This is a genomic window from Nocardioides luteus, from assembly GCF_000960475.2.
Classification (GTDB): domain Bacteria; phylum Actinomycetota; class Actinomycetes; order Propionibacteriales; family Nocardioidaceae; genus Nocardioides; species Nocardioides luteus_A.
In genome coordinates, this window is sequence record NZ_JZDQ02000005.1 from 41,642 (window position 1) to 67,450 (window position 25,809).

General features: G+C 69.5%; 30 protein-coding genes and 1 tRNA gene. 19 read left to right on the forward strand and 12 right to left on the reverse strand.

Annotation, left to right across the window (positions count from 1 at the left end; translation table 11 throughout):
* The first annotated feature begins 171 nt into the window (after positions 1-171).
* Entirely contained in the window at positions 172-681 is a 510-nt protein-coding gene (greA, locus tag UG56_RS04375; protein ID WP_045548421.1) for a transcription elongation factor GreA, read from the forward strand.
* Between the two features lie 19 nt (positions 682-700).
* Here the strand turns inward: greA and UG56_RS04380 are convergent, their stop codons facing one another.
* The gene (locus UG56_RS04380; protein ID WP_143054901.1) at positions 701-1,093 is read right to left on the reverse strand and encodes a DUF4307 domain-containing protein; all 393 of its coding nucleotides are present in this window, start codon (positions 1,091-1,093) and stop codon (positions 701-703) included.
* Positions 1,094-1,219: 126 nt separating this feature from the next.
* Between UG56_RS04380 and mca the strand changes: the two genes are divergently transcribed.
* Both mca and UG56_RS04390 read left to right on the forward strand, forming a co-directional pair.
* Positions 1,220-2,206, forward strand: coding sequence for a mycothiol conjugate amidase Mca (gene mca / locus UG56_RS04385; protein WP_045548423.1), 987 nt, complete (start codon positions 1,220-1,222; stop codon positions 2,204-2,206).
* 33 nt (positions 2,207-2,239) lie between these two features.
* Positions 2,240-2,527 carry a hypothetical protein gene (locus UG56_RS04390; protein WP_045548424.1) on the forward strand — a complete coding sequence of 96 codons (288 nt, stop codon included), beginning with the start codon at positions 2,240-2,242 and terminating at the stop codon, positions 2,525-2,527.
* Position 2,528: 1 nt separating this feature from the next.
* On the opposite strand, the gene UG56_RS04395 is transcribed toward UG56_RS04390, so the two are convergent.
* Positions 2,529-3,104 (reverse strand): TerD family protein, encoded by a 576-nt coding sequence (locus UG56_RS04395; protein WP_045548436.1) that lies wholly within the window; start codon positions 3,102-3,104, stop codon positions 2,529-2,531.
* Positions 3,105-3,147: 43 nt separating this feature from the next.
* Positions 3,148-4,617, reverse strand: coding sequence for a cellulase family glycosylhydrolase (locus UG56_RS04400; protein WP_045548425.1), 1,470 nt, complete (start codon positions 4,615-4,617; stop codon positions 3,148-3,150).
* A gap of 149 nt (positions 4,618-4,766) precedes the next feature.
* Here UG56_RS04400 and UG56_RS04405 point away from each other — a divergent pair, with 149 nt between their 5' ends.
* Both UG56_RS04405 and UG56_RS04410 read left to right on the forward strand, forming a co-directional pair.
* Positions 4,767-7,136 carry a phosphoribosyltransferase domain-containing protein gene (locus UG56_RS04405; RefSeq protein ID WP_045548426.1) on the forward strand — a complete coding sequence of 790 codons (2,370 nt, stop codon included), beginning with the start codon at positions 4,767-4,769 and terminating at the stop codon, positions 7,134-7,136.
* 5 nt (positions 7,137-7,141) lie between these two features.
* A complete protein-coding gene (locus tag UG56_RS04410; protein ID WP_143054902.1) occupies positions 7,142-7,978 on the forward strand; it encodes a ribokinase in 837 nt (278 codons plus the stop codon).
* Here UG56_RS04410 and UG56_RS04415 read toward each other — a convergent pair.
* Positions 7,975-8,850, reverse strand: coding sequence for a bifunctional helix-turn-helix transcriptional regulator/GNAT family N-acetyltransferase (locus UG56_RS04415; protein ID WP_045548428.1), 876 nt, complete (start codon positions 8,848-8,850; stop codon positions 7,975-7,977). The genes UG56_RS04410 and UG56_RS04415 overlap by 4 nt on opposite strands.
* Before the next feature lie 115 nt (positions 8,851-8,965).
* Here UG56_RS04415 and UG56_RS04420 point away from each other — a divergent pair, with 115 nt between their 5' ends.
* Positions 8,966-9,844: a Vgb family protein gene (locus UG56_RS04420; protein ID WP_045548429.1), complete on the forward strand. Its 879-nt coding sequence runs from the start codon at positions 8,966-8,968 to the stop codon at positions 9,842-9,844.
* A gap of 75 nt (positions 9,845-9,919) precedes the next feature.
* Here the strand turns inward: UG56_RS04420 and UG56_RS04425 are convergent, their stop codons facing one another.
* From UG56_RS04425 to orn, 3 genes are all read right to left on the reverse strand, one after another.
* On the reverse strand, positions 9,920-10,306 hold the full coding sequence (locus UG56_RS04425; protein ID WP_143054903.1) for a hypothetical protein: 387 nt from the start codon (positions 10,304-10,306) through the stop codon (positions 9,920-9,922).
* Positions 10,307-10,437: 131 nt separating this feature from the next.
* Positions 10,438-10,510 (reverse strand) — tRNA-His (locus tag UG56_RS04430).
* Positions 10,511-10,558: 48 nt separating this feature from the next.
* The gene (orn, locus tag UG56_RS04435; protein WP_218145134.1) at positions 10,559-11,224 is read right to left on the reverse strand and encodes an oligoribonuclease; all 666 of its coding nucleotides are present in this window, start codon (positions 11,222-11,224) and stop codon (positions 10,559-10,561) included.
* A 105-nt stretch (positions 11,225-11,329) separates the two neighbouring features.
* On the opposite strand from orn, the gene UG56_RS04440 reads away from it, so the two are divergent.
* The 4 genes from UG56_RS04440 to UG56_RS04455 all read left to right on the forward strand — a co-directional run bounded on the left by UG56_RS04440 (position 11,330) and on the right by UG56_RS04455 (position 14,798).
* Complete coding sequence (locus tag UG56_RS04440; protein ID WP_256206429.1) at positions 11,330-12,088, forward strand: DsbA family protein; 759 nt, start codon at positions 11,330-11,332, stop codon at positions 12,086-12,088.
* Between the two features lie 117 nt (positions 12,089-12,205).
* Positions 12,206-12,973 (forward strand): FkbM family methyltransferase, encoded by a 768-nt coding sequence (locus tag UG56_RS04445; protein WP_045548432.1) that lies wholly within the window; start codon positions 12,206-12,208, stop codon positions 12,971-12,973.
* A gap of 4 nt (positions 12,974-12,977) precedes the next feature.
* Entirely contained in the window at positions 12,978-13,394 is a 417-nt protein-coding gene (locus UG56_RS04450) for a limonene-1,2-epoxide hydrolase family protein (protein ID WP_143054904.1), read from the forward strand.
* 78 nt (positions 13,395-13,472) lie between these two features.
* Positions 13,473-14,798 (forward strand): alpha/beta hydrolase family protein, encoded by a 1,326-nt coding sequence (locus UG56_RS04455; protein ID WP_045548433.1) that lies wholly within the window; start codon positions 13,473-13,475, stop codon positions 14,796-14,798.
* A gap of 18 nt (positions 14,799-14,816) precedes the next feature.
* Here the strand turns inward: UG56_RS04455 and UG56_RS04460 are convergent, their stop codons facing one another.
* On the reverse strand, positions 14,817-15,398 hold the full coding sequence (locus UG56_RS04460; protein ID WP_045548434.1) for a dihydrofolate reductase family protein: 582 nt from the start codon (positions 15,396-15,398) through the stop codon (positions 14,817-14,819).
* A gap of 109 nt (positions 15,399-15,507) precedes the next feature.
* Between UG56_RS04460 and UG56_RS04465 the strand changes: the two genes are divergently transcribed.
* A complete protein-coding gene (locus UG56_RS04465; RefSeq protein WP_218145126.1) occupies positions 15,508-16,608 on the forward strand; it encodes an NAD(P)H-dependent flavin oxidoreductase in 1,101 nt (366 codons plus the stop codon).
* Positions 16,605-17,123 (forward strand): mycothiol transferase, encoded by a 519-nt coding sequence (locus UG56_RS04470; protein WP_045551021.1) that lies wholly within the window; start codon positions 16,605-16,607, stop codon positions 17,121-17,123. The genes UG56_RS04465 and UG56_RS04470 overlap by 4 nt, the downstream gene beginning before the upstream one ends.
* Position 17,124: 1 nt before the next feature.
* Here UG56_RS04470 and UG56_RS04475 read toward each other — a convergent pair whose 3' ends face one another.
* Positions 17,125-17,778 carry an SDR family oxidoreductase gene (locus tag UG56_RS04475; RefSeq protein ID WP_045551020.1) on the reverse strand — a complete coding sequence of 218 codons (654 nt, stop codon included), beginning with the start codon at positions 17,776-17,778 and terminating at the stop codon, positions 17,125-17,127.
* A 134-nt stretch (positions 17,779-17,912) separates the two neighbouring features.
* Between UG56_RS04475 and UG56_RS04480 the strand changes: the two genes are divergently transcribed.
* From UG56_RS04480 to UG56_RS04490, 3 genes are read left to right on the forward strand one after another with little or no spacing between them, the layout of a single operon-like run.
* Positions 17,913-18,320: a DUF6069 family protein gene (locus tag UG56_RS04480; protein WP_143054905.1), complete on the forward strand. Its 408-nt coding sequence runs from the start codon at positions 17,913-17,915 to the stop codon at positions 18,318-18,320.
* A 10-nt stretch (positions 18,321-18,330) separates the two neighbouring features.
* Positions 18,331-19,413 carry a sensor histidine kinase gene (locus UG56_RS04485; RefSeq protein WP_052694051.1) on the forward strand — a complete coding sequence of 361 codons (1,083 nt, stop codon included), beginning with the start codon at positions 18,331-18,333 and terminating at the stop codon, positions 19,411-19,413.
* A complete protein-coding gene (locus UG56_RS04490; RefSeq protein ID WP_045551018.1) occupies positions 19,410-20,018 on the forward strand; it encodes a response regulator transcription factor in 609 nt (202 codons plus the stop codon). The genes UG56_RS04485 and UG56_RS04490 overlap by 4 nt, the downstream gene beginning before the upstream one ends.
* Positions 20,019-20,279: 261 nt before the next feature.
* On the opposite strand, the gene UG56_RS04495 is transcribed toward UG56_RS04490, so the two are convergent.
* Entirely contained in the window at positions 20,280-20,726 is a 447-nt protein-coding gene (locus tag UG56_RS04495) for a MarR family winged helix-turn-helix transcriptional regulator (RefSeq protein WP_045551017.1), read from the reverse strand.
* Between the two features lie 140 nt (positions 20,727-20,866).
* Between UG56_RS04495 and UG56_RS04500 the strand changes: the two genes are divergently transcribed.
* The 3 genes from UG56_RS04500 to UG56_RS04510 all read left to right on the forward strand — a co-directional run bounded on the left by UG56_RS04500 (position 20,867) and on the right by UG56_RS04510 (position 23,367).
* Complete coding sequence (locus tag UG56_RS04500) at positions 20,867-22,048, forward strand: MFS transporter (protein WP_045551016.1); 1,182 nt, start codon at positions 20,867-20,869, stop codon at positions 22,046-22,048.
* 29 nt (positions 22,049-22,077) lie between these two features.
* Positions 22,078-22,899, forward strand: a complete 822-nt coding sequence (locus UG56_RS04505) for an aldo/keto reductase (RefSeq protein WP_045551015.1) — start codon at positions 22,078-22,080, stop codon at positions 22,897-22,899.
* Positions 22,900-22,983: 84 nt separating this feature from the next.
* Positions 22,984-23,367, forward strand: a complete 384-nt coding sequence (locus UG56_RS04510) for a hypothetical protein (protein WP_045551014.1) — start codon at positions 22,984-22,986, stop codon at positions 23,365-23,367.
* 10 nt (positions 23,368-23,377) lie between these two features.
* Here the strand turns inward: UG56_RS04510 and UG56_RS04515 are convergent, their stop codons facing one another.
* Positions 23,378-23,905, reverse strand: coding sequence for a QsdR family transcriptional regulator (locus tag UG56_RS04515; protein ID WP_256206430.1), 528 nt, complete (start codon positions 23,903-23,905; stop codon positions 23,378-23,380).
* A 231-nt stretch (positions 23,906-24,136) separates the two neighbouring features.
* On the opposite strand from UG56_RS04515, the gene UG56_RS04520 reads away from it, so the two are divergent.
* Positions 24,137-25,171 (forward strand): esterase/lipase family protein, encoded by a 1,035-nt coding sequence (locus tag UG56_RS04520; RefSeq protein WP_218145127.1) that lies wholly within the window; start codon positions 24,137-24,139, stop codon positions 25,169-25,171.
* 88 nt (positions 25,172-25,259) lie between these two features.
* Here UG56_RS04520 and UG56_RS04525 read toward each other — a convergent pair whose 3' ends face one another.
* Positions 25,260-25,706 (reverse strand): MarR family winged helix-turn-helix transcriptional regulator, encoded by a 447-nt coding sequence (locus UG56_RS04525; RefSeq protein ID WP_045551012.1) that lies wholly within the window; start codon positions 25,704-25,706, stop codon positions 25,260-25,262.
* Positions 25,707-25,809: the final 103 nt, after the last annotated feature.

Consider the following 25,809-nt stretch of genomic DNA (forward strand, 5'->3'; position numbering starts at 1 on the left):
CGAACTGTCTTCGGGTGTGGTTGCCTTGTTAAACTGAACCTTCTGACAATCTCCCGCAGAAACGTTCAGCTGGGTGAAATATGCCCGCACAGCAGGGAGAGAAGGCGCCGGTGAATGGGGGTTGACCGGCGCCCCTTACCTATATTCACTACCCATCAGGAGTAACTCGCTATGACTCAGTCGACCGAGACCACGGCTGCCACTATCTGGCTCAGCAAGGGTGCATTCGACAAGCTCACCGCCGAGTTGGAATACCTGAAGGGCCCCCGGCGCCAGGAGATCCTCGCCGAGATCAGCTCCGCCCGCGACGAAGGTGACCTCAAGGAGAACGGCGGCTACCACGCCGCCCGTGAGGAGCAGGGCAAGCTCGAGGGTCAGATCCAGCAGCTCGAAGCGCTGCTGCGCAAGGCGGACACCACCGTCCCCGAGGACGACGGCGTGGTCTCGGTCGGCAAGCTGGTCACCTTCAAGTTCGAGGGCGATGACGACGACGAGGCCGAGACCCGCCTCATCGCCTCGATCGAGATGAAGGAGTACGCAGGCGGCGTCGAGATCTCCTCGGCCGCCTCCCCGATCGGCGCGGCGCTCATCGGCGCCAGCGTCGGCGACACCGTGACCTACGAGGGTCCTCGCGGGCCGCTCAAGGTCGAGATCCTGAAGACCGAGGTCTTCACCGGCTGATCTGCGGGTGGCTGCACGGTCACTCGACCGTGCAGTCACCCCACTCGACGCGCTCCGCGCGGCGCTCGGTCGGGATGGTGATCGTCTGACGGCCCTCGCCGGCGGTGAACTCGAGGTGGCCGACCTTCTCCTCCTGGCCGTCCTCGGCCTCGACCGTGCAGACGGGCTTCGCGTCCTTGTCGTGGAGGCGTACGACGAAGGTCACCTCGACCTCGTTCTCGCTGATCGCCTCCCACTTCTCCAGCCCGGAGGAGACCTCGGGGTGCAGCGCCATCCACAGCGCCCAGCCGAACCAGCCGATCATCGCGACCAGGGCGAGGATCAGCGCGAGCAGGAGTACGCCCGGGCGACGGCGCGGGCCACGGCCGTAGCGGGTCGCGATGCGGGATTCTTCGGCTGACGGCGTGCTCACGGACACATGGTCCCATCCCGCCGAAGAGGACCGCACATCCGTCCCCGGGCGTCTACCACCGACGTTGTCCGCGGAGTGGGAGCGGGTAGCCGAACTGTGAGACGAGGCGTGGTTAGGATTGAACCCATGCCAGAGCAGCTCCAGCAGGCGTTCCGCCTGATGCACGTGCACGCGCACCCCGACGACGAGTCGAGCAAGGGCGCCGGGATCACGGCGAAGTACGTCGCCGAAGGTGTCGACGTCCATGTCGCGACGTGTACGGGTGGCGAGCGGGGCGACATCCTCAACCCGAAGATGGAGCGCCCGGGGATCCTGGAGAACATCCACGAGATCCGCCGCGAGGAGATGCATCGCGCCCGCGACATCCTCGGCATCAAGCAGGACTGGCTCGGCTTCGTCGACTCCGGCTGGGTCGAGGAGTTCATGGAGGTCAAGGACGTGGCGGCCAAGGACTGGTCGCTGCTTCCCGAGGGCTGCTTCGGCCGGACACCGCTCGAGGTGAGCACGCGCCGGCTCGTCGAGATCATCCGCACCTTCCGGCCGCATGTGGTCACGACGTACGACGAGAACGGGGGCTACCCGCACCCGGACCACATCATGTGCCACCGGGTCTCGGTGGAGGCGTTCCGGGCGGCGGGCGACCCCGACCGGTTCCCGGACGCGGGAGAGCCGTGGCAGCCGCTGAAGCTCTACTACAGCCACACCTTCAACTACCCGCGCGCGGTCGCGCTGCACGAGGCGATGAAGAGCCACGGGCTCAGCTCGCCCTACGAGGAGCGCCTCGAGGAGTGGAAGCCTGACCCGGGGTGGGACGAGCGGGTCACCACGAAGGTGGAGTGTGCCGACTACTTCGGCGTCCGTGACCAGGCGCTGCTCGCGCACGCCACCCAGATCGACCCCGACGGCCCGTGGTTCGCGGTGCCCCGGGAGATCGAGAAGGAGGCGTGGCCGACCGAAGACTACGAGCTGGTGACCTCCTACGTGCCGGTGCCCGAGGCCGAGAAGCGCGTGGAGACGGACCTGTTCGCCGGCCTCGACGTCTCCACCGCCGACGACGAGGGAAAGGCCGCGGTCGGTCGCGAGATCACCTTCGGCAAGGTCGTCACCGCCTGAGCCGTTCTCAGGCGAAGGTGAGAGAATGTCCCCATGTCCGGCCTTCCGATGACGACCCTTGCGACGACGCAGTCGTTCCACACCTCCCAGCCCGCTCCTCAGCCCGATCCGCCGAAGGACGAGGACGTGGTCGCGGGCTGGACCGCCTTCGGCATCTTCATCGCGCTCTGCGTCGCCGTCGCGGTGATCGCGTGGAGCATGCTGCGTCAGTTCAAGAAGGTCGAGAAGGCCAAGGTCGAGGGGGTCTTCGGCGAGGAGGCCCAGGCCGAGGCGATCGCCCAGCAGGCCGCCAAGGACGAGATCAAGAAGCTCAAGCGCTAGGTCACAGCGTCGGCGCGATCGCCGGCAGCAGGTCCTGGAACGTACGCCCGTTGCCGATCTCACCCAGCGCGGTCATCGCCCAGCCGCCGTCGTAGCGGCTGACCTTGGCCATGATCTCCGCGGTGTGCGGGCCGGTCTGGCTCAGGTCGAAGCGGGCGATCTCGGTGCGGGTGTTCTCGTCGACGAGGCGGCAGAACGCATTCTGGATCTGGGCGAAGCTCTGCCCGGTGAAGGAGTTGATCGTGAACACGATCTGCGCGACCTCGGGAGGCACCCGGTCGAGGTGGACGATGATCGACTCGTCATCGCCCTCGCCCGCGCCGGTGCGGTTGTCGCCGGTGTGCACGACGGCGCCGTCACGCGACTTCAGCTGTCGGAACCAGGCCTGGTCGATGTGGGTGCCGGACCCGTCGTAGAGGATCGCGGAGGCGTCCATGTCGACGTCGGCGCCGCGGAAGCCGCCGAAGAGTCCCTTTCTGACCGCGTCCCAGCCGAGCGCGATCCGCACGTGCGTCATGCTGCTGCCGTCACCTGTGGTGAGCGAGACCGACTGTCCCTTGGCGAGCGAGACGGACAACTGTTCCTCCGATGGCTGGACCGACGAGGGGGACACGGCCACCTTAGTCAATCGTGACCGTCACCGGTTCGGTTCCGCTCGCCTTGACCAGGATGCGGTTGTGCTCGGCCCTGCCGACGACCCGGCCGCCCTCGACGGCGATGTCCGCGCCGTCGGGGTAGTGGATCGGGCTGACGAAGATCTCGGTCGGCTCGTCGATCTCCGGCGCCGGCCGATAGGTGTAGCGGAACGCGCCGTCGGCGGGGTCGAAGGACAGATCGACGGGCGTGCCGGCCGTGGCCTGGGGGTAGGTGCGGACCAACGTACGCAGCTTCTCGGGCTTCACGGTGGAGAGATCGGCGTCGTCCTCGAACATGCCCTGCGCGCCGTCGGCGGTGGTCGGGTCGTCCCAGTGCTTGTAGGCCCAGTGCATCCACGAGGTGAAGTGGTCGTCGGCGGCGGCGGTGTCGATGGCGAGCAGCTCGGTGTTGTCGGTCGCCCCGAACTCCGACATCAGGTTGGTCGCACCCATCGTCTCGGCCTGGTCGAGGGCCTTCTGGTTGTGGGTCTCGTCGTAGTCCTTGCACCCGCTGACCCCGACCGGGATGCCCTGGGAGTCGAGATAGCCGTAGGGACAGTAGGCGTGCCAGGAGTAGCCGACCTGGTCGTCGTTCGCCGGCCCGAAGCCGGAGTTGGGGACCTGGTTGGCGAGCAGCTGTGACTCGTACCAGACGATCCCGTCGGGATCGGTCTGGCGGATCGCCGCCGTCGCCCTCTCGTACGCCGGCTGGAACTCGTCCCGGTAGGAGCTCGCGCACCCGGTGACCGGGCAGGAGAGCCACTCGCGGCCCGCCCAGGGCTCGTTGATCAGGTCGTAGCCCATCGAGTAGGGCTGGTCGCCCCACCGCTGCGCGACGGCGCCCCAGGCCGCGGCCCAGCCGTCCTGGACACCGTCCTTGTTCGCCCAGAAGTTGTCGTAGACGGTGGCCAGCTCTGGGGTGATGTAGGTCGCCGGGAACGAGAGCTTGATCGGCGGGTGCAGGTTGTAGGGCGAAGGCCGCTTCGCCGCCCAGTCGGGCACGCCCTCGCCGCCGTACGTCTCGTGCCACATGTCCTGGTGGAAGTCGTACTGCATCCAGATGCCCTCGTCGGCGAGCAGGTCGATCACCCGCTGCCAGTCGTCGAGGTAGTCCTCGTCGACCTTCCCGGGTGCGTCCGGGGTCACGCCCGCCCACAGGGTGCCGATCCGGGCGCCGTTGAACCCATGGTCGGCCAGCCATGCGGCGTCGGCGGCGGTGAAGCCCTCGGCCGAGTCGGGCGGGACGTACGGGTCGTGCTTCCAGACCAGGTTCTGTCCGTGGACCAGCACGGTCCGGGCGTACTGGTCGACCAGCCAGCGTCCCTCGCGGGACAGCCGCGGCGTCTCCGCCGGGTCGGCGCCGGCTGGTCCTACCGGGCTCAGCAGGGAGGTCCCGAACGCGAGCACAGCCGCCGCGGCGGCAACGATGGCGAAGCTTCCCGAGCGAGGTGACATGTGCGGAACCTAGTGCTCTTCGTCACGTACGACAAGAACATGTTCTCATTCTGGGCGGCGAACCGGACGTGCAGGGCATTCGGACGAGATCCGCAGTGGACAGGGGCGGCCTCTCTGCGGTTGAGTCGGATGAGGAGCGTTGGGGGAGAATGTCACCTGTGAGAGACGAAGCGAGCGGCTGGTCGGGGACCTGGGTGGCCGAACGTCTGGGCGTGCGTCTGCGTACGACCGACGCGCCGAGCGGGATGATGATCACCGATCTCGTCGGCCTGGCGGTGCGACGCAACCCCCGCCGTGCACAGCTCCTCGTCTCCTCCGTCCTCGGCAAGCACGTCCCGACCGATCCGCGCCTGGTGACCGACGCCGGGCTGCGCCTGGGCGCCAAGGCCCGGGCCGCGGTCACCGGCGATGCGGTGGTGCTCGGCTATGCCGAGACCGCGACCGCGCTGGGCCATCTCGTCGCCGACGCGCTCGGGGCGCCCTATCTGCACTCCACCCGCCGGGTCGTCGACGGCATCGAGTCCGTGGCCGACTTCTACGAGGAGCACTCGCACGCCACCTCCCACCGGCTGCTCCCCGCCGACCCCGCCTTCCTGGCACGTGCCGAGACCCTGGTGCTGGTCGACGACGAGGTCATCACCGGCAAGACGATCGTGAACACGATCCGGGCGCTGCACAAGAAGTTCCCGCACAAGCACTACGTCGTGGCCACTCTCGTCGACCTGCGTTCGGAGGACGACCGCGGCCGGATGGAACGCTCGGTCAAGCGGCTGCGCGCCACCCTGGACGTCGTCTCCCTCGCGAGCGGCGAGATCGAGCTGCCCGAGGACCTCGCCGACAACGGCAACCGGCTCATCGACACCGTCGAGAACCTCCGTCAGCTGGCCGGGGTCGAGCCGAGCCGGCGCCCGCGCGGTGAGGTCGTCCAGGTCGTCGCGACCTGGCCGCGCGCCGTACCCGAGGGTGGCCGTCACGGTTTCACGCCCAGCTCCTCCGGCTCCTACGAGTCGGCCGTCACGGTGACCGCCGCGGCCGTGGCCGGCCGCATCCCCGACGGCCCGGTGCACATCCTCGGCACCGAGGAGCTGATGTACGCACCGCTGCGGATCGCCTCCGCGCTCGCCGACCGGCGTGCGGCCGAGGGCCGGCGCCACGAGATCACCTACTCGACGACCACGCGTTCGCCGGTGCTCGACGTCGACGACCCGGGCTACGCGATCCGCACGGCGATCACCTTCCCGTCCCACGACGCACCCGCCGACGGCGACGGACCGCGCTTCGCCTACAACCTGCGCGAGGGTGTCTTCGAGGCGATCGTGCTCGTGGTCGACGAGCCGGCCGACACCCCTGCGCTGCACGCGGAGGGTGGCCTGGTCGACCAGCTCGCCCGGATCGCGCCGCGGGTCGTGGTCGTCACCATCCCCGCGTTCGCCCCGGAGCCGCGCCACGACCAGCCGGCCCTGCAGCTGCCCGCCCCGCTGCACGGTCCTGCGTTCGGCTCCTACGACCGCGACGACGTCGCCTGGCTGCTCAAGGACCTGTCCACCGACAAGGACGAGCCGGCGGCCGACGAGGACGCGGAGGCCCATCGGGAGCTCTTCGAGGAGGCGCTGAGCGGATCTGCCCAGCGGGTGGCGTACGCCATCGGCCTGCTCACCGAGCAGGTGCTGGCCCGGCGCGGGCAGGACGCCGTGCTGGTCTCCCTGGCGCGCTCCGGCACCCCGATCGGCGTGCTGATGCGGCGCTGGGCGCAGCGCGTGCACGGGCTCGACCTGCCCCACTACGCGATCTCGCTGGTCCACGGCCGCGGTATCGACCAGACCGCACTGGCCTACCTGGCCGCGCACCACGACCCCGCCAAGGTGATGTTCGTCGACGGCTGGACCGGCACGGGTGCGATCACCCGGGAGCTGGGCGCGTCGGTCGAGAAGGCGAACTCCACGCTCGACGCCCACCTGGCCTCACCGTTCTCGCCGGAGCTCGCGGTCCTGGCCGACCCGGGGCGGAGCGTGTCCGTCTACGGCACCCGCGAGGACTACCTGATCCCGTCGGCCTGCCTCGGCTCGACCGTCTCGGGACTCGTCTCGCATCCGGTCCTCGACGACGACCGGGTCGGTCCCAACGACTTCCACGGCGCGGTGTTCCACGCCGGCCTGGCTCCGGCCGACGTGTCCAAGAAGTTCATCGACACGGTCGCGGCCCGGTTCCCGATCGTACGCACCAAGGTGATGCTCGACCTCGCGGCTCACCTCGGCGGTGACCACACCCCCACCTGGGCGGGCTGGGACGCGGTCGAGGGGGCTGCCGAGAGGTTCGCGGACGGTGACGTCAGCCTGGTCACGGCCGGTGTCGACGAGACCGTCCGGTTGCTGCTCCACGGCGAACCGGCGAAGATCCTGGTCAACCCGGCGCGGGACGCCGACGTGGTTCAGGTCAAGAGGCTCGCCGAGGCGCGCGACGTGCCGTTGGAGCGGGTCTCCGACCTGCCCTACTCCTGCATCGGCCTGCTGCGTCCCTGATGCCGGTGCGCTCGCCCCAGGACCTGGTCGTCGTCGGGAGCATCAACGTCGACCTGACGGCGCTGGTCGAGCGGCTGCCCGGGGCGGGGGAGACCGTCGGCGGTGGACGGCTGCGCCGTGACGTCGGTGGGAAGGGCGCCAACCAGGCGGTCGCCGCGAGCCGGCTCGGGGCGCGGGTACGCATGGTCGGCGCCGTCGGCTCCGACGCCGACGGCGCCTGGGCCGTCGAGACGATCCGGGACGCCGGTGTCGATGTCGCAGACGTCGAGACGGTCGGCGCGCCCACCGGCACGGCCCTGATCGCCGTCGACGAGGCCGGGGAGAACCAGATCGTCGTCTGCGGTGGCGCCAACACGCTGGTCGGTGCCGAGGGCATCGCTGTCGGGCCCGGTGAGGCGGTGCTGATGCAGCTCGAGCTCTCGTTGGACGTGGTCCGGGCCGTGGCCGAGCGGGCTCCCGGGTTCGTCGCGCTCAACGCGGCCCCGGCGCAGCCGCTCCCGGCCGACCTGGTCGAGCGGGTCGATCTCTTCATCGTCAACGAGACCGAGTACGCCGCGATCCCCGAGCTGCGCGCGGCCAGGCGGGTCGCGGTGACCTATGGCGCCTCGGGTGCGGCGATGTTCGTCGACGGTCTCGAGGTGGCGAAGGTGCCCGCTGCCCCGGTCGCCGAGGTGGTGAACACCGTCGGCGCCGGCGACGCCTTCTCCGCGGCGCTCACCCTCGCGATCCTCTCGGGCGCGCCGGACGAGCAGGCGCTGCGTACGGCCTGCGCGGTCGGCGCGGCCGCCGTCGCCCACCCGAGCGCCCAGCCGCCGCTCGACCGGCTGGAGACGTACGCCTAGCCCAGCTGCTTGCGGAAGAAGTGGGTGGCGTGGGGGTTGTCGTTGTAGCGGTCGATGCGCTCGTAGCCGGCCCGCTCGTACATCCCGATCGCCTCGGTGAGGACGTCGCGGGTGTCGAGGCGTACGACCCGGTGACCCAGCCGCAGCGCCTCGGCCTCCAGGTGGCGCAGCAGGCGTGAGCCGAGACCGGCACCGCGCCAGGCGGGGTCGACCCACATCCGCTTGATCTCGCCGGTGCCGTCGAACTCGCGCACCGCGCCGGAGGCGACCGGGGCGCCGTCGCTGGCGGCCACGAAGAAGGCGCCGTGGGGCGGCCGCAGGGAGGGGTCGTCGCCGAAGCCCTCGTCGCCGACGGTGAACCCGAAGCGGTCGCCGATCTCGGCGAAGTAGTGGCCCATCGCCTCCTGTGCCATCGGGTCGCGCGGGTCGACCTGCTCGATCGTGATCGTGGCGGCCCGCACCAGCAGGTCGGCCGTGGCCAGGGCGTCGTTGAGGCGGTCGCGCTGCCTCGGCGTCAGCGGGTCGAGCAGGAGATGGGCGCGCTCCTCGGAGCGGCGCTCGAGGTCGTCCCACTGCTTGACGCCGTCCTCGGTCAGTGCGACCAGCCGGCGCCGGCCGTCGGTGGGGTCCTGGTGCATCGTGACGTACCCCTTGCTCTCCAGGGTCCGCAGCATCCGGCTGACGTAGCCGGAGTCGAGGCCGCCGAGGCGGCTCCTCAGGTCCTGCACCGTGCCTGCACCGAGGCCGATCTCGTAGAGGATGCGAGCGGTGCCGTAGGGGAGGCCGCTGCCGAGGAAGGACTCCTCGAGCGCTCCCACGCGCCGGACGTAGCTCATGTTGAACTTGCGCATCACCGAGGTGTCCACCGTCATGTACCTGACTTTAGTCAGATAATTCCGGGATTCCAAGGGGGCCCGATAAGCAGTTGTGCCGGCACCGCGGTGCGTCAAGAGTTGGGGCGGCACCGTCGGACGGAGAAAGGCATCCATGACCCCCGAACAGACTGGTCGCATCACCGAGCATCCGGTGCCGGGCCGAGGACCGTACGCCATCGCGACCGGCCCGGATCAGGCGCTGTGGTACACGCTGGAGGGCAGCGGCGAGATCGGACGCCTCGTCCCCGGAGGATCGCCCGCGACGTTCGAGGTGGCGGCCGACTCCGGTCCGACGATCATCGTCCCCGGGCCGGACGGCGCGCTGTGGTTCACCGAGTATCACGCGCACCGGATCGGCCGGATCGCCGTCGACGGCACGGTGACCCAGCTCGCGTTGCGGGAGTGTGGTCCGTACGGCATCGCCGCAGGTCCGGACGGGGCGATCTGGTTCACCGAGACCACGACCGATGCCATCGGGCGCATCGCCACCGACGGCACGATCGCCGAGTTTCCGCTTCCGGTCGGCGAGGCGTTCCCATCGGCGATCGTGGCCGGACCCGATGAGGCGCTCTGGTTCACGATGAACCGTGCCAACGCGATCGGCAGGATCGGGCTGGATGGTGCCGTGACCGTGCACGACCTCCCCACGCCCGACGCGGCGCCGGTCGGCATCACGCTCGGACCCGACGACGCACTGTGGTTCGTCGAGATCGCCGCCGGCCAGATCGGCCGTATCACGGTCGACGGGAATATCACCGAGCATCCCCTGCCCGACCGTGGCGCGCGCCCGCACGCCATCACCGCCGGCGCCGACCGCCTGTGGTTCTCCGAATGGGGCGCCAACCGGATCGGGTCGATCACCGAGGACGGCGTGATCGAGTCCGTCGCGCTACCGACCCCGGGCTCCGAGCCGCACGGACTCACCCTCGGTCCGGACGGCGCGCTCTGGGTCGCTCTCGAGCACGGCGCGCTGGCCCGCATGCCGATCTGAAATGACGAACGGCCCGTCCTCTCGGACGGGCCGCTCAGATGGGTGCACCCCTACTGTTGGGACCTACACGCTTGGTCAGGGCGTGGCGTCCGGCACGACGACGAAATCCAGGCCCTGAAGTCGAATCCGCAAGTAGGCCTGGTCCTGCGGGCCGAAGCAGTCGCCGAACGAGTCCATTAGTGGCATCGGCAGACGGTTCTCTCGGTCGTCGTCAACACCGTTCTCGAGGCCAGTGTCAAGGCCGTGCTCGATACGCCAGTTCACGTACTCGTGGACGTAGGCGTAGAGCTCATCTTGGGTTATCTCGACTTCGGTAACCCAATGCTGTTCGCCCCAGGTCAGGCTCAAGCCGCGGGCCGTATCATCGACGGTTCCCCATCTGGCCATGAACCGGCGCAGGCGTGCCCAGAGCTCTTCGGTGTCAGGGACCCTCGACAACGAGGATGCATCGTGCTTGTTCAAATCCGAGTGCCTTCACAGTATCCGGAGTTGGTACTACGGACGACCCACGATATGTGCGCGCCAACGTGCACGCGGGGAAAGCGAAACCGGCCCCTGACCTCTTTGCCAAGGTCAGGGGCCGGTTTCATCGGGGTGAGCGACGGGGCTTGAACCCGCGACCCTCGCGACCACAACGCGATGCTCTACCAGCTGAGCTACGCCCACCATCGACCCGGACAGCGCATGTCCGAGCCAGCAGAAAGCATAGGGGAATCAGGCCGGATCTGTGGAATCGGCGGCCTCGGGATCGGTCAGGCCGGTGATCGAGGCACCGTGGCGGGCGGCGATCTCCTTGGCCGTGTCGGAGTCCGGACCGGGCATCGGCACGAAGACCGCCTCGCGGTAGTAGCGGAGCTCCTCGATCGACTCCTGGATGTCGGCGAGCGCGCGGTGGTTGCCGCGCTTCGGGGGAGCGGAGAAGTAGGCCCGCGGGAACCAGCGTCGCGAGAGCTCCTTGATCGAGGAGACGTCGACGTTGCGGTAGTGCAGGAAGCCCTCGAGCTCGGGCATGTCCCGAGCCAGGAAGTTGCGGTCGGTGGCCACCGTGTTGCCGCCCAGGGGCGGCCGGGAGTCCTTGCCGCAGTGCTCCCAGACGTACGCCAGGACCTGCTCCTCCGCCTCGCGCATGGTCACGCCGTTCTCGAGCTCGACCAGCAGGCCGGACTTGGTGTGCATGTCGCGGACGAAGTCGTCCATCTGCTCCAGCGCCTCGGCCGGGGGTTTGATGATGATGTCGACCCCGTCGCCGAGCACGTTGAGATCGAAGTCGGTGACGAGGGCCGCCACCTCGATGAGCGCGTCGTTCTCGAGGGACAACCCGGTCATCTCGCAGTCGATCCAGACCAGACGTTCGTTCAGTGAAGCCACGCAGAGCACCATAACGCCGCTGGTCAACGGCTTTGCGGAGGGTTAGGAGACGATGCGATAACGGTTCCCATGGCGTGGTTTCAGCATGCCCTCAGGAGACCGACCTATGTTGGCTCCATGAGCACGGATTCAGCCAGCAGCCACTCGCGCAAGGAGAAGCGTGAGGCGCGCGCTGCCAAGGCCGCCGCAGAGCTCGAGGCTCTGCGCAAGAAGCAGGCCCGCAAGTCGATCCTCACGGTGGCGGCGGTCGTTGCCGTCATCGCCGTGGTCGTCGGCGGCCTCGTCTGGTTCAGCCTGAATCGTTCCGAGGGCGACAAGGTCGTCGCGGCCGACGCCGGCAACAGCGCGCACGGCCTGGTCATCGGTCCCGACGACGCGCCTCACAAGGTCGTCATCTACGAGGACTTCCTGTGCCCCTACTGCGGTGATTTCGAGGCCGCCTCCCGCAAGGACCTCGCCGAGCTGGCCGCCGACGGCAAGGTGCAGGTCGACTACCGGCCGTTCGTGCTCCTCGACCAGATCGGCCCCTACTCCGAGCTCGCCACCTCGGCCTTCGCGGTCGTCCAGGAGGAGGCGGGTGCCGAGGTCGCCAAGAAGTTCCACGACCTGCTCTACGAGAACCAGCCCAGCGAGTCCGGCCCGTTCCCGAAGGCTGCCGACCTCGTGGACCTCGCCGTCGAGGCGGGCGCCGAGGAGTCGGCGGTCAAGGACCGCATCGAGAACCTCGACGGCAAGGCCTGGGCCGACGCCGCCACCAAGGCGGCCGCCGCCGACGGCGTCCACGGCACCCCGACCATCCTGCTCGACGGAGAGCAGTTCCAGGACGGCAACAGCATCGAGGAGTACGCCGCCAACCTGGTCGAGCAGATCTCCTGACGCTCCTGGTCCGATTTGCGTCGCCCAGGGTTGGGCTGCCGTTTCGGTAGGCGCCTTAGGGTTCGGCGACAGCCGATGGCGGCTGGGCCGGAAGACCCCAATGCGAAGGTGCTCGAGATGGCGTACGCGACGACCGAAGACGGCCATCGGATCTACGTGAAGCCGACCGATCCGCGGGCGCTCGGCCTGATCGCCAACAAGGGACGGATCATCCGTGGCTCGCTGGAGCTGTGGCGGGTGGCGTTGGGCCTGCACGAGTGGCAGACCGTGATCGACATCGGCGTGAACTACGGCGAAATGCTCGTCGGGGTGGAGATCCCGGAGGGTGCGGAGCTGATCGGGTTCGAGCCGAACACGTCGCTGCACAAGGTGCTGCGCAAGACCCTCGACGCCCGCGGGATCGCGATCGATCTGCGCTCGCAGGCCGTCGCCGACAGGGCCGGCACGGCGCGGTTCGCGGTCGACCGGACCTGGTCGGGGACGTCGTCGCTGTACGACGAGCGCCATGACGGCTCGGCGCGCTGGCAGCTCCGCGACGTCGAGGTCACCACGCTCGACGAGGTGCTCGGCGGCTCGGGGCGGTCGTTCTGCGTGAAGGTGGACGTCGAGGGCTTCGAGCGGGAGGTGGTCGACGGTGCGGCCGCGTCGCTCGACGGCACGGAGCGCTGGGCGCTGATGCTCGAGATCGAGCACATGGACCGTGGCTACCTGGCCGAGCTGGCCCGGACCCACGACGTGTTCGTCAAGGAGAAGGACTCGACCGTGCTGCGCCGGGTGCCCGGTGAGCGCATCGCCGTCGAGGAGCTGCTCGACGACCCCACGCTGCACCGCCAGGACTGCCTGGTACTCAGCCCTGCCCTTGCCGGCCGATCGGCGATAGCGTGACGGCATGACCGAGATCCAGATCGTCGAGCAGTTCCTGGCCGCGCTCGAGACCGGAGAGGTCGACGCGGCGCTCGCGTTGTGTGCGGACGACGTCACCTACCAGAACGTGCCCCTGCCGCCGGCCCGCGGCCTGTCCGAGGTCGGGCGCCAGCTGCGGGTCATGGCGAGATACACCACCGGCTTCGAGGTCCGGATGATCAACATCGCGGCCAACGGCCCGGTGGTGCTCACCGAACGTATCGACGTGCTCAGCCGCGGCTCCGTCTCCGCCGAGTTCTGGGTGTGCGGCACCTTCGCGGTGCGCGACGGCAAGATCGTGCTCTGGCGCGACTACTTCGACTGGACCACCTTCATCGCGGCCGGTATCAAGGGCGTCGGCCAGGCTGCGTTCGGCGCGATCCGGAAGGCCGTCGGGCGCTGAGCCGTTGTGCGCACCGCACGAGGCACCTCGTGCACTGTTCTTGTGACGTGAGTCACAACGAGCCCTAGGCTCGGAGACATGCCCCGTGCGTCAGCCGCTCTTCTCGCCCTGCTCCTGACCGCGTCCGCGCTGGTCGCCTCGACCGGCCTGGCGATCGCCGACCCCGAGCCACCCGGTGACCAGCCGCTGCCGGGCTACACGATCAGCAACCCGGCGGTGGCGCCGATCGTCGTCGGCGGCGCGGAGACCACGGTGCGTCAGGGCGTGCACGAGCACGCTGCGTACATCCTCGAGGTGCCGGCGGACTGGAACGGCGAGCTGGTGATGTGGGCGCACGGCTACCGCGGGCTCGGCTACACGCTGACGCCCGAGACCCCGGGCTTCGGGCTGCGGCGTACGTTCCTCGAGCAGGGCTACGCCTGGGCGGCGTCGAGCTACTCGACCAACGGCTACGACGTGGGGGCGGGGGTGCGCTCGACGCGGGACCTGGCGACGTACGCCTCCGAGCTGCTGCCCCACGAGGCGACCCGCATCTATGTGACCGGGGTGTCGATGGGCGGGCACGTGATCGGGCGCTCGCTCGAGCAGTATCCCGGCTTCTACGACGGCGCGATGCCGATGTGCGGACAGCTGGGTGACGTGGAGCTCTTCGACTTCTTCGTCGACTACAACCTCGGCGCCCAGGCGCTCGCGGGCCACGACGCCTACCCCTACACGAAGGACTACCAGAGCGTCGACGTCCCGGTGATCAAGGAGAAGCTGGGGCTGAACGGCGCGCTGACGCCGGAGGGCGAGCAGCTGCGGGCGATGACGATCGAGCGCAGCGGGGGACCGCGCCCGGGTGCGGCGGCGGCCTTCGGGCAGTGGAAGGACTTCCTGTTCACGCTGCCGTCGGTCGACGACGGTGGCACGCTGGCCTTCAACATCGGCCGGGTCGCGACCAACCGGGACACCGTCTACACGCCCAGCTCGCCGGTCGATCTGGATGCCGAGATCGAGCGGGTCGACCCCACCGATCCCGCCGGGCGCTACAGCCACCGGCTCGATGCGCCGTCCCGGATCTCCGGCCGTCCGACCGCTCCGGTGGTGAGCCTGCACAACCTCGGCGACATGTTCGTGCCGTTCTCGATGGAGCAGATCTATCTGCGTGAGGTGAACCGCCATCACCGCGGATCCATGGTCGTCCAGCGGGCGATCCGCTCGGCCGGGCACTGCGAGTTCAGCCCGGCCGAGGCCTCGACCGCCTGGGGCGACCTGGTCGACTGGGTCGAGCACGGCGACCGCCCGGCCGGCGACGACGTGCTCGACCGGGCGGCCGTCGCCGCGCCCGACTACGGATGCGCGTTCACCGATCCCACGGCGTATGGGACCGGGTCGCGGCGCCTCTTCGCGCGGTGCCCCTGACCGGGGCCTTGGCCGAGGTCAGCGGACGACGTCGTAGACGAGCTTGAGGATGCCGTTGGCGTAGGCCTCCGACTCGACCAGCTTCAGCATCTGCTTGTCCTTGTCGGTCTCGCTCCACATCGACTTCCCGGCACCGAGGACGACGGGGAAGACCAGCAGGTGGTAGCGGTCGATCAGGCCGGCGTCGGAGAGGTTGCGGGCGAGCTCGGCGCTGCCGGCGACCAGGATCGGGCCGCCGTCGCCCTGCTTGAGCTTCTCGACCTCGTCCAGCGACCGCAGCACGGTCTGCGGGCCCCAGCCCTCGACGAGCGCGTCGTCGCCCAGAGAGATCGAGACGACGTACTTCGGGATCTCCTTGACCACCGCGAAGTCCTCGATGTCGGGCCAGATCGGCGCGAAGGCCTCGTAGCTGCGGCGGCCGAACATCATCGCGCCCGCCTCCTCCATCTCGCTGGCCTTGATCGCGTAGGCCTCCGGCAGGAACTCGATGTCCTTGAAGGTCCAGCCCCCGCTGCGGTGCTGCTCGGACGGCGAGCCGCCGCCGGGGGAGTCGACGACGCCGTCGAGGGATACGAACGCTGAGTAGATGAGGGTGCGCATGGGGCAGATCCTGCCGGGCGGACCCGGATGCCGCCACCAGTATTCGACGACCCTGGGCCGACGCCCCGATGGGGCCACGTCGGGCTCGTCGAGCACTAACGTGGGTCACGTGACCGCTCGACGACGTGCTCAGGAGTTCTGCGAGGCGTACGGCCTCTCGATGCCGATCCTTCAGGCGCCGATGGCGGGGGCCTGTCCGCCCGCGGCGGCGGCCGCGGTCGCCGATGCGGGCGGGATGGGTGCGGCGGGGGTGGTGCTCGACTCGCCCTCGCGGATCGCGGAATGGGTGGACGAGTTCCGGTCGATGTCGGCCGGCCCGTTCCAGCTGAACATCTGGATCCCGGACCCGCTCGACGACGACCCGGCCCGGATCTCGGCCGCGGAGGAGTTCCTGGGCAGGTTCGGTACGCCGGGCCCCGAGCAGCCGCCCGCGCCCTCGTTCGAGGAGCAGTGCGAGGCGATGCTCGCCGCCCGGCCGAGGGTCGTCTCCTCGATCATGGGACTCTTCCCGTCCGACTACGTCGATCGTCTGCACGAGGCCGGGATCGCCTGGTTCGCCTGCGCGACGACCCTGGCCGAGGCGCGCGCTGCCCAGGAGGCGGGTGCCGACGCCATCGTCGCCCAGGGCCTCGAGGCGGGCGGGCACCGCGGGGTCTTCGAGGCGGAGACGGCGGAGCGTACGGCCGTCGGGCTGTTCGCGCTGCTGCCGCACATCGTCGACGGCGTGGACGTGCCGGTGATCGCCACCGGCGGGATCGCCGACGGCCGTGGGGTCGCCGCGGCGCTGACCCTCGGTGCGAGCGCCGTGCAGGTCGGCAGCGCACTGCTGCGGTCGCCCGAGACCGGGATCGCCGACGCCTGGGCGGCCTCGCTGGACGGGCTCGAGCCGGAGGAGACGGTCGCGACCCGGGCGTACTCCGGACGGCTCGGCCGCGCCGCTCCGACGCCCTACGTGCGCTCCTGGGAGGCCCCGGACGCACCCTCGCCCGCGCCTTACCCGCAGCAGCGCCGCCTGGTCGCCAGGTGGCGCAAGGGAACTCCCGATCCCGCCGCCACGGCGCCCCTGGATCGCGCCAACCACTGGGCCGGCCAGGCGGCTGGTCGCGCCGTCGCCGAGCCGGCCGCCGACATCGTGACCCGGATGTGGAGCGAGGCCCGGAGTCTGCTTCCCGGCGCGGAGCAGGACGACGGTGTAGAACGGAAGGCATGAGCGAAACCTGGCCCCAGCGACTGCTCGCGGACGGCTTCGGCCGGATCGCGGAGACCCTTCCCACGATCGTCGACGGCCTCTCGGTCGACGACCTGCTGTGGCGGCCGTACGACGAGGCGAACTCGATCGCCTGGATCCTGTGGCACATCGCCCGGATGGAGGATGCCCAGATCGCGCCGCTCGCCGGCACCGACGAGGTGTGGGCGCGCGACGGCTGGGTGGAGCGGTTCGGGCTGCCCTATCGGCCGCGCGCGATGGGCTACGGGCAGTCAGCCGCGGAGGTCGGCGCCTTCCGGCTGGAGGACCCGACGCTGCTGACCGGCTACTACGAGGCGGTCCACGCGGCCACCATCGAGCTCGTCGACTCGCTGAGCGAGGAGGATCTCGCCCGCGTCATCGACGAGCGCTGGGACCCGCCGGTCACCACCGCGGTGCGCCTGGTCAGCGTCGTCGACGACGCCGCCCAGCACATCGGCCAGGCGGCGTACGTCAAAGGGCTGCTCGGTCTCCGCTGAGTCAGAGGACGGCGGCGATGGCCTCGTCGATCGAGGCGTCGCCCGAGACCAGCTCCCACTGCTTGCCCACGGTGGCGTCGTCGTCGATGACGGCGGCGATGACCGCGGCCACGTCGGCGCGCGGGATGGTGTGCCGGTCGAGCTTCGGGGCCAGCTTCACCCGCCCGGTCCCGGGCTCGTCGGTGAGCCCGCCGGGACGCAGGATGGTCCACTCGAGGTCGCTGTCGCGCAGCGCGATGTCGGCGTCGCGCTTGGCCTCGACGTAGGCCTTCCAGACCTCGCCGGTATCGGCCGGCACCGGCTCGTCGACGCTGATCGCCGAGACCTGCACGAACCGCTTGATGCCGGCCGCCTTCGCGCCGGCGATCGACTTCGTCGCGCCCTCCAGGTCGACGGTGCGCTTGCGCTCCTTGTTGCCGTCGGCGCCGCCGCCGGCGGCGAAGACCACCGCGTCGCAGCCCGCGAAGGCAGCGGCGAAGCCGTCGGCGTCCTGGTTCTCGATGTCGAGGATGCCGACCTCGGCCCCGAGCGACTCGAGCTCGGCTCGGTAGCTCTCGCTGCGTACGAGCGCGAGCGGGGTGTGGCCCGCGGCGGCCAGGATCGGATGGAGGTGCAGGGCGACCTTGCCGTGGCCGCCGACGATGGCGATGCGCATGGCCTCAGCCTAGGCATACGAGGCCACTGACATTTGTCACCGACGGGTCCCGACAATCACATCTGCCGCCGGTGGTCGTGCGGGCGCGAGTCTGGAGACACCACTCACGGTGGGTGGTGGAGACGGAGGCTCGCATGACAACGTCGATGAACGAGACCGCGCAGCGGACCCGGGTCGGGTGGCCGCGGATCGCGGGAGTGGCGGCCGTCGCGGCCGTGGCGGCGACGGCCGTGTGGCTGCTGTGGACGGCGGCCGGGGGAGTGGACCTCGCGGTGAAGTCTGGGGCGGATGCTCAGGAGATCGGGATCGGCTCGGTCATCATCAGCAGCCTGCTGATCGGACTGGCCGGCGGGGCGCTGCTGCGCTGGTGGGAGGGCCGTTCCGAACGCGGGACGAGGCGGTGGACGATGCTCGCCGTCGGGATCGCCGTGGTCTCGCTGATCACGCCGACCAGCGCGCTCACCGTGGCCGCCGGTCTCGGGCTCGCGAGCCTGCACGTCGTCGTCGCTGTTGTGGTCATCGCCGGTCTGCGGCGGCGATAAGGTGACGAGCGTGTCCGGCCTGTGGTGTCACCTCCAGCGCCACGGCGTGGTGCTGATCTGGCTGCCGGTCCTGCTGCTCTTTCCGCTGCTGAACCTCTCCGACGGGGTGCTGCCGGCGGTCGGCCAGGTCGCTCTGGTGCTGGGGATCGCCGCCGTCGCGGTCGCCCTCGTGGTCACCGGGCGTGTGCCCGTCCTGCTGCCCGCCCTCGTCGTCCTGATCGTGCTCGCTGCGATGCAGGGTGAGGGCTGGCAGACCGTGTGGGGAGTGCTGGCCATCGTCTCGCCGGCGGTTCTGCGCGGCTGGCGCCTGCTGGTCGCCATCGCCGCGGCCACGGTCGGGGTCGCGGTCTCGATCGCGCTGATCGAAGGCGTCGGCGACGCCTACCTGCTCAGTGTCGGTGGCACCCTCCTCAGCGGCATCACCACGACCTCGTTCCTGCGTCTCATCGAGGCCGTCGAGCAGCTCCGCCGCACCCGCGAGGAGCTCGCTCGCGCGGCCGTCGCCGAGGAGCGCGCCCGGATGTCCCGCGATCTCCATGACCTGCTCGGCCACACCCTGAGCGTGATGGTCGTCAAGGCCGAGGCCGTACGCCGCCTGGCGGCTCGTGACCCGGAGGCCGCGGCTGCGCACGCGGCCGACATCGAGGAGGTCGGGCGTGCCGCCCTGGCCGACGTGCGGGTCGCGGTCGACCAGATGAAGACGCTCTCCCTGGCCGAGGAGCTCGACGGCGCACTCCGAGCACTCGACGCCGCCGGGATCCGTACGTCGGCGACCCCTGCTCCGTTCGAGGTCCCCGACATCGCCGGTCAGGCGCTCGCCTGGGTCGTGCGCGAGGGGACCACGAACGTACTCCGTCACTCCGGGGCGGCCAGCTGCCGCTTCGAGCTCACCGCGGACGACGGTGAGTTCCGGCTCGCCGTGATCGATGACGGGGTGGGCGGTCCGGTGGGTGAGGTCGGCTCGAACGGACCGGGGGAGAGAGCCGGCGGGCTCGAGGGCCTGCGGCAGCGGCTGCGCGCGGTCGACGGGCGGCTCGACGTACGTGCTGGGGCCGAAGGCTTCCGCCTCGAGGCGAGGGTGCCGGCATCGTGATCCGCATCCTGCTCGCCGAGGACCAGGCGATGATGCGCGGCGCGCTCGCCGTGCTGCTCGGGCTCGAGGATGATCTCGAGGTGGTGGCCCAGGTCGGCACCGGCACCGAGATCGTGCCGACCGCGCTCGAGGTGCGCCCCGATGTGGCTCTGCTCGACATCGAGCTGCCCGGGATCAGCGGGCTCGAGGCCGCGCGTGAGCTGGCCGCGCGTATCCCGGAGTGCCGGGTGATGATCCTGACGACGTTCTCCCGGCCCGGCTACGTTCGCGAGGCGATGGCTGCGGGCGCGGTCGGCTTCCTGGTCAAGGACGGGCCGGTCGAGGAGCTGGCCGACGCGATCCGCCGGGTGCTCCGCGGCGAGACGGTCCTCGACGCCGACCTGGCCGCCGCCACGCTCCGTGCCGCGCCGAACCCGCTGACCGCACGCGAGCGCGACGTGCTCGCGGCCTCCGAGGACGGGTCGAGGATCGCCGACATCGCCGGCAGGCTCTTCCTCTCGCCGAGCACCGTGCGCAACTACCTCTCCGCCGCGATCGGCAAGACCGGCACGCGCAACAAGACCGAGGCCGCTCTCGCCGCCCGGCGCAATGGCTGGCTGGGCTGATCTTCGGGCGGGGCTGATCTTCTGGCGGGGCTGATCTTCTGGCTGGGCAGAACAGCGGGTGAACGAAAATTCCTTCACCACGAGATGGTGAATGAAAGTTCGTTCACCGGGAGAGGGTGAATGAAAGTTCGTTCACCCCGAGATCGCGAATGAAACTTCGTTCACCCTGCGACGGCGAACGAATTTTCGTTCACCTCCGTGGCGACATCCCCCGGAGCAGCCCCGGGTGGCGTCGAGCGGAGCCCCGGCTTCCGTGCTTCGTCAGGCCGGCGACAGCGATCCGAGCGCGTGCACGAGCGGCGCGAGCTCGGGGATCTCGGCGGCCTCGTCGAGTGCCGTACGCAGCACCTCGTCGTGCAGCGGCCGAGCCTTCTTCAGCAGGGCCCGTCCGGCCGGCGTGAGCTCGGTGTAGATGCCGCGCCGGTCGTCGGCGCAGAGGATCCGGGTGAGGAGGTTGCGGTTCTCCAGGCGGGTGACCAGGCGGGTCGTGGCCGAGGAGGAGAGGGCCGCGGCGCGGGCCAGCTGCTGCATGCGCATGTGCCAGCCGTCCTGGCGGCTGAGCGCGTCGAGGACGGTGAACTCGACGACCGAGAGGCCGTGCTCGCGCTGCAGCGCCTTCTCCAGCGCGGCCTCGATCAGGCCGTGCACGGCCGCCAGCGTGCGCCAGCCCTGAGCACGGATCTCGACGGCGTCGTCTGCGATTCCCATGGGTCCTCCTTCGTGGACACCTCCAAGCATACCCGAGTTGCGCGGATAGTGCGCGCGTGCAACTATAAATACGAAGCGCGTGCAACTACTGCGCACGCGGACTATCGACAGACGCAACCCGTCTCGACCAAGGAGCATCCATGCCCGTCGCACTGCTAGCCCTCGCGATCGGAGGGTTCGGCATCGGCCTCACCGAGTTCGTCATCATGGGCCTGCTGCCCGAGGTCTCCGCCGACTTCGCGGTCAGCGAGACCACCGCCGGCTATCTCATCTCCGGCTACGCCCTCAGTGTCGCGATCGGCGCGATCGCCCTGACCCTCGCGCTCACCCGTGTGCCCCGTAAGTTCGCTCTGCTGGGCCTGATGGTGCTGTTCATCATCGGCAACCTGATCTCCGCGATCTCGCCCGACTACGCCACCATGATGGTCGGCCGGATCATCGCGGCGCTGTGCCACGGTGCCTTCTTCGGCATCGGTGCCGTCGTCGCCGCTCAGCTGGTCGCCCCGGAGCGCAAGGCCAGCGCGATCGCGTTCATGTTCGGCGGCCTCACCCTCGCCAACGTCCTCGGCGTGCCGCTCGGCACCCTGCTCGGCCAGGCTGCCGGCTGGCGCTCGACCTTCTGGGCGATCACCGCGATCGGCGTCATCGCCTTCATCGGCATCGCGCTCCTGGTCCCCGCCCACACCGGCCGCAACGAGGAGGCCGCCCCGGCCGTACGCACGGAGCTGGCCGCCTTCGCCAGCCCGCAGGTCTGGTTCTCGATCGCCCTGACCGTGCTCGGCTACGGAGGCATGTTCGGTGGCTTCACCTACATCGCCTTCACCCTGACCGAGGTCAGCGGCTTCTCCTCCGGCGCCGTCCCGCTGCTGCTCGTCCTCTTCGGTGTCGGCCTGTTCTTCGGCAACATCGTCGGTGGCCGCGCCGCCGACCGCGACCTGGTCCGCACCCTCGGTGTGCTCCTCGCGGCCCTGACCGTCGTCCTCGCCGTCTTCGCCCTCGTCGCCGCCAGCCAGGTGCTGACCGTCGTCGCGCTGGTCCTGATGGGCGCGGTCGGCTTCGGCACGGTGCCGGCCCTGCAGATGCGGGTGATGGGATACGCCGACCAGGCCCCCACCCTCGCCTCCGGCGCCAACATCGCCGCCTTCAACGTCGGCAACGCGCTCGGCGCCTGGATCGGCGGCGTCACCCTCGCTGCCGGACTCGGCTACACCTCGCCGCTGTGGGCGGGTGCCGGGGTCACCGCGCTCGGTCTCCTCGTGCTGCTGGTCGCCGTCCGTGCGCCCGGGGGCGAGCGGCGTACGTCCGTCCCTGTTCCTGCTTGAACCCCGATCCCCAAGAAAAGAGAAGGCTCATGACCATCCCCGACATCACCCTGAACAACGGCGTCGAGATGCCGCAGCTCGGCTTCGGCGTCTTCCAGGTGCCGAACGACGAGACCGAGGCGGCCGTGACGGCCGCGCTCGAGGCCGGCTACCGCAGCATCGACACCGCGGCGGTCTACGGCAACGAGGCCGGCGTCGGCCGCGCCCTCGCGACGTCGGGCATCGCCCGCGAGGAGCTCTTCATCACCACGAAGCTCTGGAACGCCGACCACGAGCGGCCGGTCGAGGCGTACGAGAAGAGCCTCGAGCTCCTCGGCCTCGACCGGGTCGACCTCTACCTGATCCACTGGCCCGCCCCGGCCCGTGACCTGTACGTCGGGGCCTGGCAGGGCCTAGAGGAGCTGTACGCCGCGGGCCGGGCCCGCGCGATCGGCGTCTCGAACTTCCTGCCCGAGCACCTGGACCGGATCGTCGGGCTCGGTGGCACGGTACCGGCGGTCAACCAGATCGAGCTGCACCCGGCGCTGCAGCAGCGTGCCACGGTTGCCGCGAACGACAAGCTCGGGATCGTGACGGAGGCGTGGAGCCCGCTCGCCCAGGGCGCGATGCTCCAGAACCCGGCCATCACCGCGATCGCCGACCGCCTCGGTCGCACCGCCGCCCAGGTGATCCTGCGCTGGCACCTCCAGCAGGGCCGGGTCGTGATCCCCAAGTCGGTGACCCCGGCACGGATCGCGCAGAACATCGACGTGTTCGGCTTCGACCTCACCGCGGCCGACCTGGCCGCGATCGACGCCCTGGAGAGCGCGGGTCGCACCGGCCCGGACCCGGCGGAGTTCAGCGCCGCCTGAGCCCCTGGCGGCCAGGGGCAGGTGTTATCGATCGGTGATCGGCCCAGGGGTGGTCTCCGTCCCGGTTCGGGGCATGCTTGGCTCATGCGATTGACCGAGCATGAGCTCACCGTGGCCCTGACCGGGACGGCGAAGACCTTCCTGGGCTCCGGCCGGAAGTTCCGCAAGGGCGGCGCCGACATCGACCAGGTCTGGGACGAGACCGACCGTTTCCAGCGCTTCAAGCTCCTGGACAGCATCGGCACCCAGATCTTCCCGGTGCTCACCGACCTCCCCGACGTCGACGTCCCGGTCGGCGGTCGTCCGTCCTTCCCGGAGGAGCAGATCCGCGAGGTCGTCGAGCGCCACGTCGGTGACGTCGGCCGGCTCCGCCGGGCGGTCACGGTCAAGGCACGCGTCGCGCTCGTCCAGACCGCCCTCTCCAACCTGCCGCCCCGGGCCGAGGGCGATCTGCGCCTGAACGACTGACTCGTCCGGGTCAGTCGCGTAGCAACGCCGCGACCGCTTGGCCGACCTTGGCCGGATTCGCCTGCGCGCCGGTGATCATGTCGGTGTAGAGAAATGTCTCCACCACTCGCACCAGCAGGTAGGCGAGGTCTGGAGGCTCCATGGGCAGCTTGGCCGGGTCCAGGTGCTGGTTCAGCAGTTCCTGCATCGCGGCTGTCATTCTGCCCTGGAGAGAGCCCGCGCGAGTGGTCAGCACGCGCAAGGCCCGTTCTGGCTCGCGACGCAGGAACACGGCGAAGTAGTCCGTCGCGAGCAGCGTTTCGCTGAAGCTCTCCAATGCGCCGGCCAGCTTCGTGCCGCCCTCGCCCGGTGCCGCTGCGACCGCGTCGCGCAAGGTCGGTTCGGCGAGCGACCACATCACCTCGGTCAGCAGCTCGTCTCGACCGCCGACCCAGCGAAACAGCGTCGCCCGGCTGACGCCGACCTCGGTGGCCAGGTCTTGCATCTCGATGCGCCGGCCGGCCTGGAACCAGCGTCGGGCGATCTTGAACGCGGTCAACGGATCGGGCCGGCCTTTCGGGCCCGCCAGCTGTCGTCCCAGTGGTGTCTGGCTGATGGGGACCTCCTAGAAGAGACATATCTGAAAACGTTGCATGACTGAATCAAATGGGGTAAACAGAGCATACATGTGAGTGCTGTCACATTTGTATCGCTTTGGCGAGTGGCTTCGTGCCCGCGCCCTCGGAGCAGGAGGAGTCTGGTGAATAGGAACAGATGGCGATCGTCGGCTGTGTCGATCGCGTCCGCACTGGTCGTGACGCTGAGCGCGCTCGCGATGTCGAGCGGTCCGGCCGTGGCGACCGACCGCGAGTCCGTGTCGGTCGACGATCACGAGTTCGCTCCGATCGACCAGCCAGGTCCGGCCCTCACGGTGCCGGAGGCGACCCTTGCCAAGAGCGTGGTGTGCTCCGGGAATGTCGAGCAGTCTCGGCGCGGGGTCGTGCTCTTTGTCCACGGCACCACGATGACGCCGGGTGAGAACTTCGAGTGGAACTGGCTGCGGGCGATGACGCAGAGTGGCCGGCCATATTGCACGGTAGCCATGCCGAACCGTGCGATGACCGATGCGCAGATCTCGGCCGAGTACGTGGTGCACGCCGTGCGCTACGTTCATCGGACGAGCGGTCGCAAGGTCGACATCCTGGGGCACAGCCAAGGCGGTCTGGTGCCCCGCTTCGCCCTCCGGTTCTGGCCGGACATCCGTGCCATGGTCGATGACTACGTCGGCTTCGGTGCCACCAACCATGGATCGTTCGTGGTCAATGCACTGTGCCCCCCGGCTGTTGGCTGCTCGCCGTCTCTGTGGCAGCAGACGGCGGACTCGGACTTCACCAGGGCAACCAACTCGCGGCAAGAGACCTTCGCCGGCATCTCGTACACCAACATCTACAGTCGCACCGACGAGTTCGTACGTCCCGCGCTCGACGACACCGGCACCAGCTCGCTGCACACCGGTGACGGTCGCATCACCAATGTCGCGATCCAGGACGTCTGCCCACTCGATGCCGCTTCCGAACATATCGCGGTCGGAACCTACGACCCGGTGGCCTATGCGCTGGCCATAGACGCGCTGGATCATGACGGTCCGTCGGACCCGGGAAGGGTCGCGCGTTCGGTGTGCACGCAGTTGTTCATGCCTGGCGTGGACACGCTGCAGTTCGCCACCGAGTATGTGAACTCGATGACCTCCATCGCCAAAGAGCTCGTGCTGCACAACCGCACGCCGAAGGAGCCTGAGCTCAAGTCGTACGTGTTTGCCAGGTGAGGTTCGGGGCCGGATCTCTGTCTGTTCTCTGAGTCGGTGACCAGTGGTCTGTGCTTGGGCGGCCGAGTGGGTGGACCCCCTCGGCCGCTCAGGACAGCCGCTGGGCGACGTTGTCGCTGAGGTGCTCGAGCGAGTCCTTGAGGATGGTGAACTCCTCGGTCTGGAGGGCCATCACCTCGGCGATGGTGTCGGGCACGCCTTCGGCCCGTTTGCGCAGGTCGGCGCCGGCGTCGGTCAGGCGGAGCCGGACGCTGCGCTGGTCGTCGGGGTGCTTCTCGCGGGTGATCAGCCCGGCGGCCTCCAGGCGCTTGACCAGCGGCGTGACGGTGCCGTAGTCGAGGCCGAGCTGCTCGCCGAGCTCTCCGGTCGAGATGGGGGAGCTCTCCCATAGCACGAGCATCGCTACGTACTGGGAGTAGGTCAGGCCGAGGGCATCGAGGATCGGTCGGTAGGCGGCGGTCACGAGCCGCTGCGCGGTGTAGAGCGAGAAGCACAGCTGCTCGCTCAGCTCCAGGCTGTGGCGAGTCTCTGTCATGACCCCAGCCTACAACCCCTTGCGCGCAAGCCTTTTGATGTAGAGCCTTGCGTGCAAGGTAAGTGCGGGTAAGATTCCTTGTGCGCAAGGTATTTGACCTGAA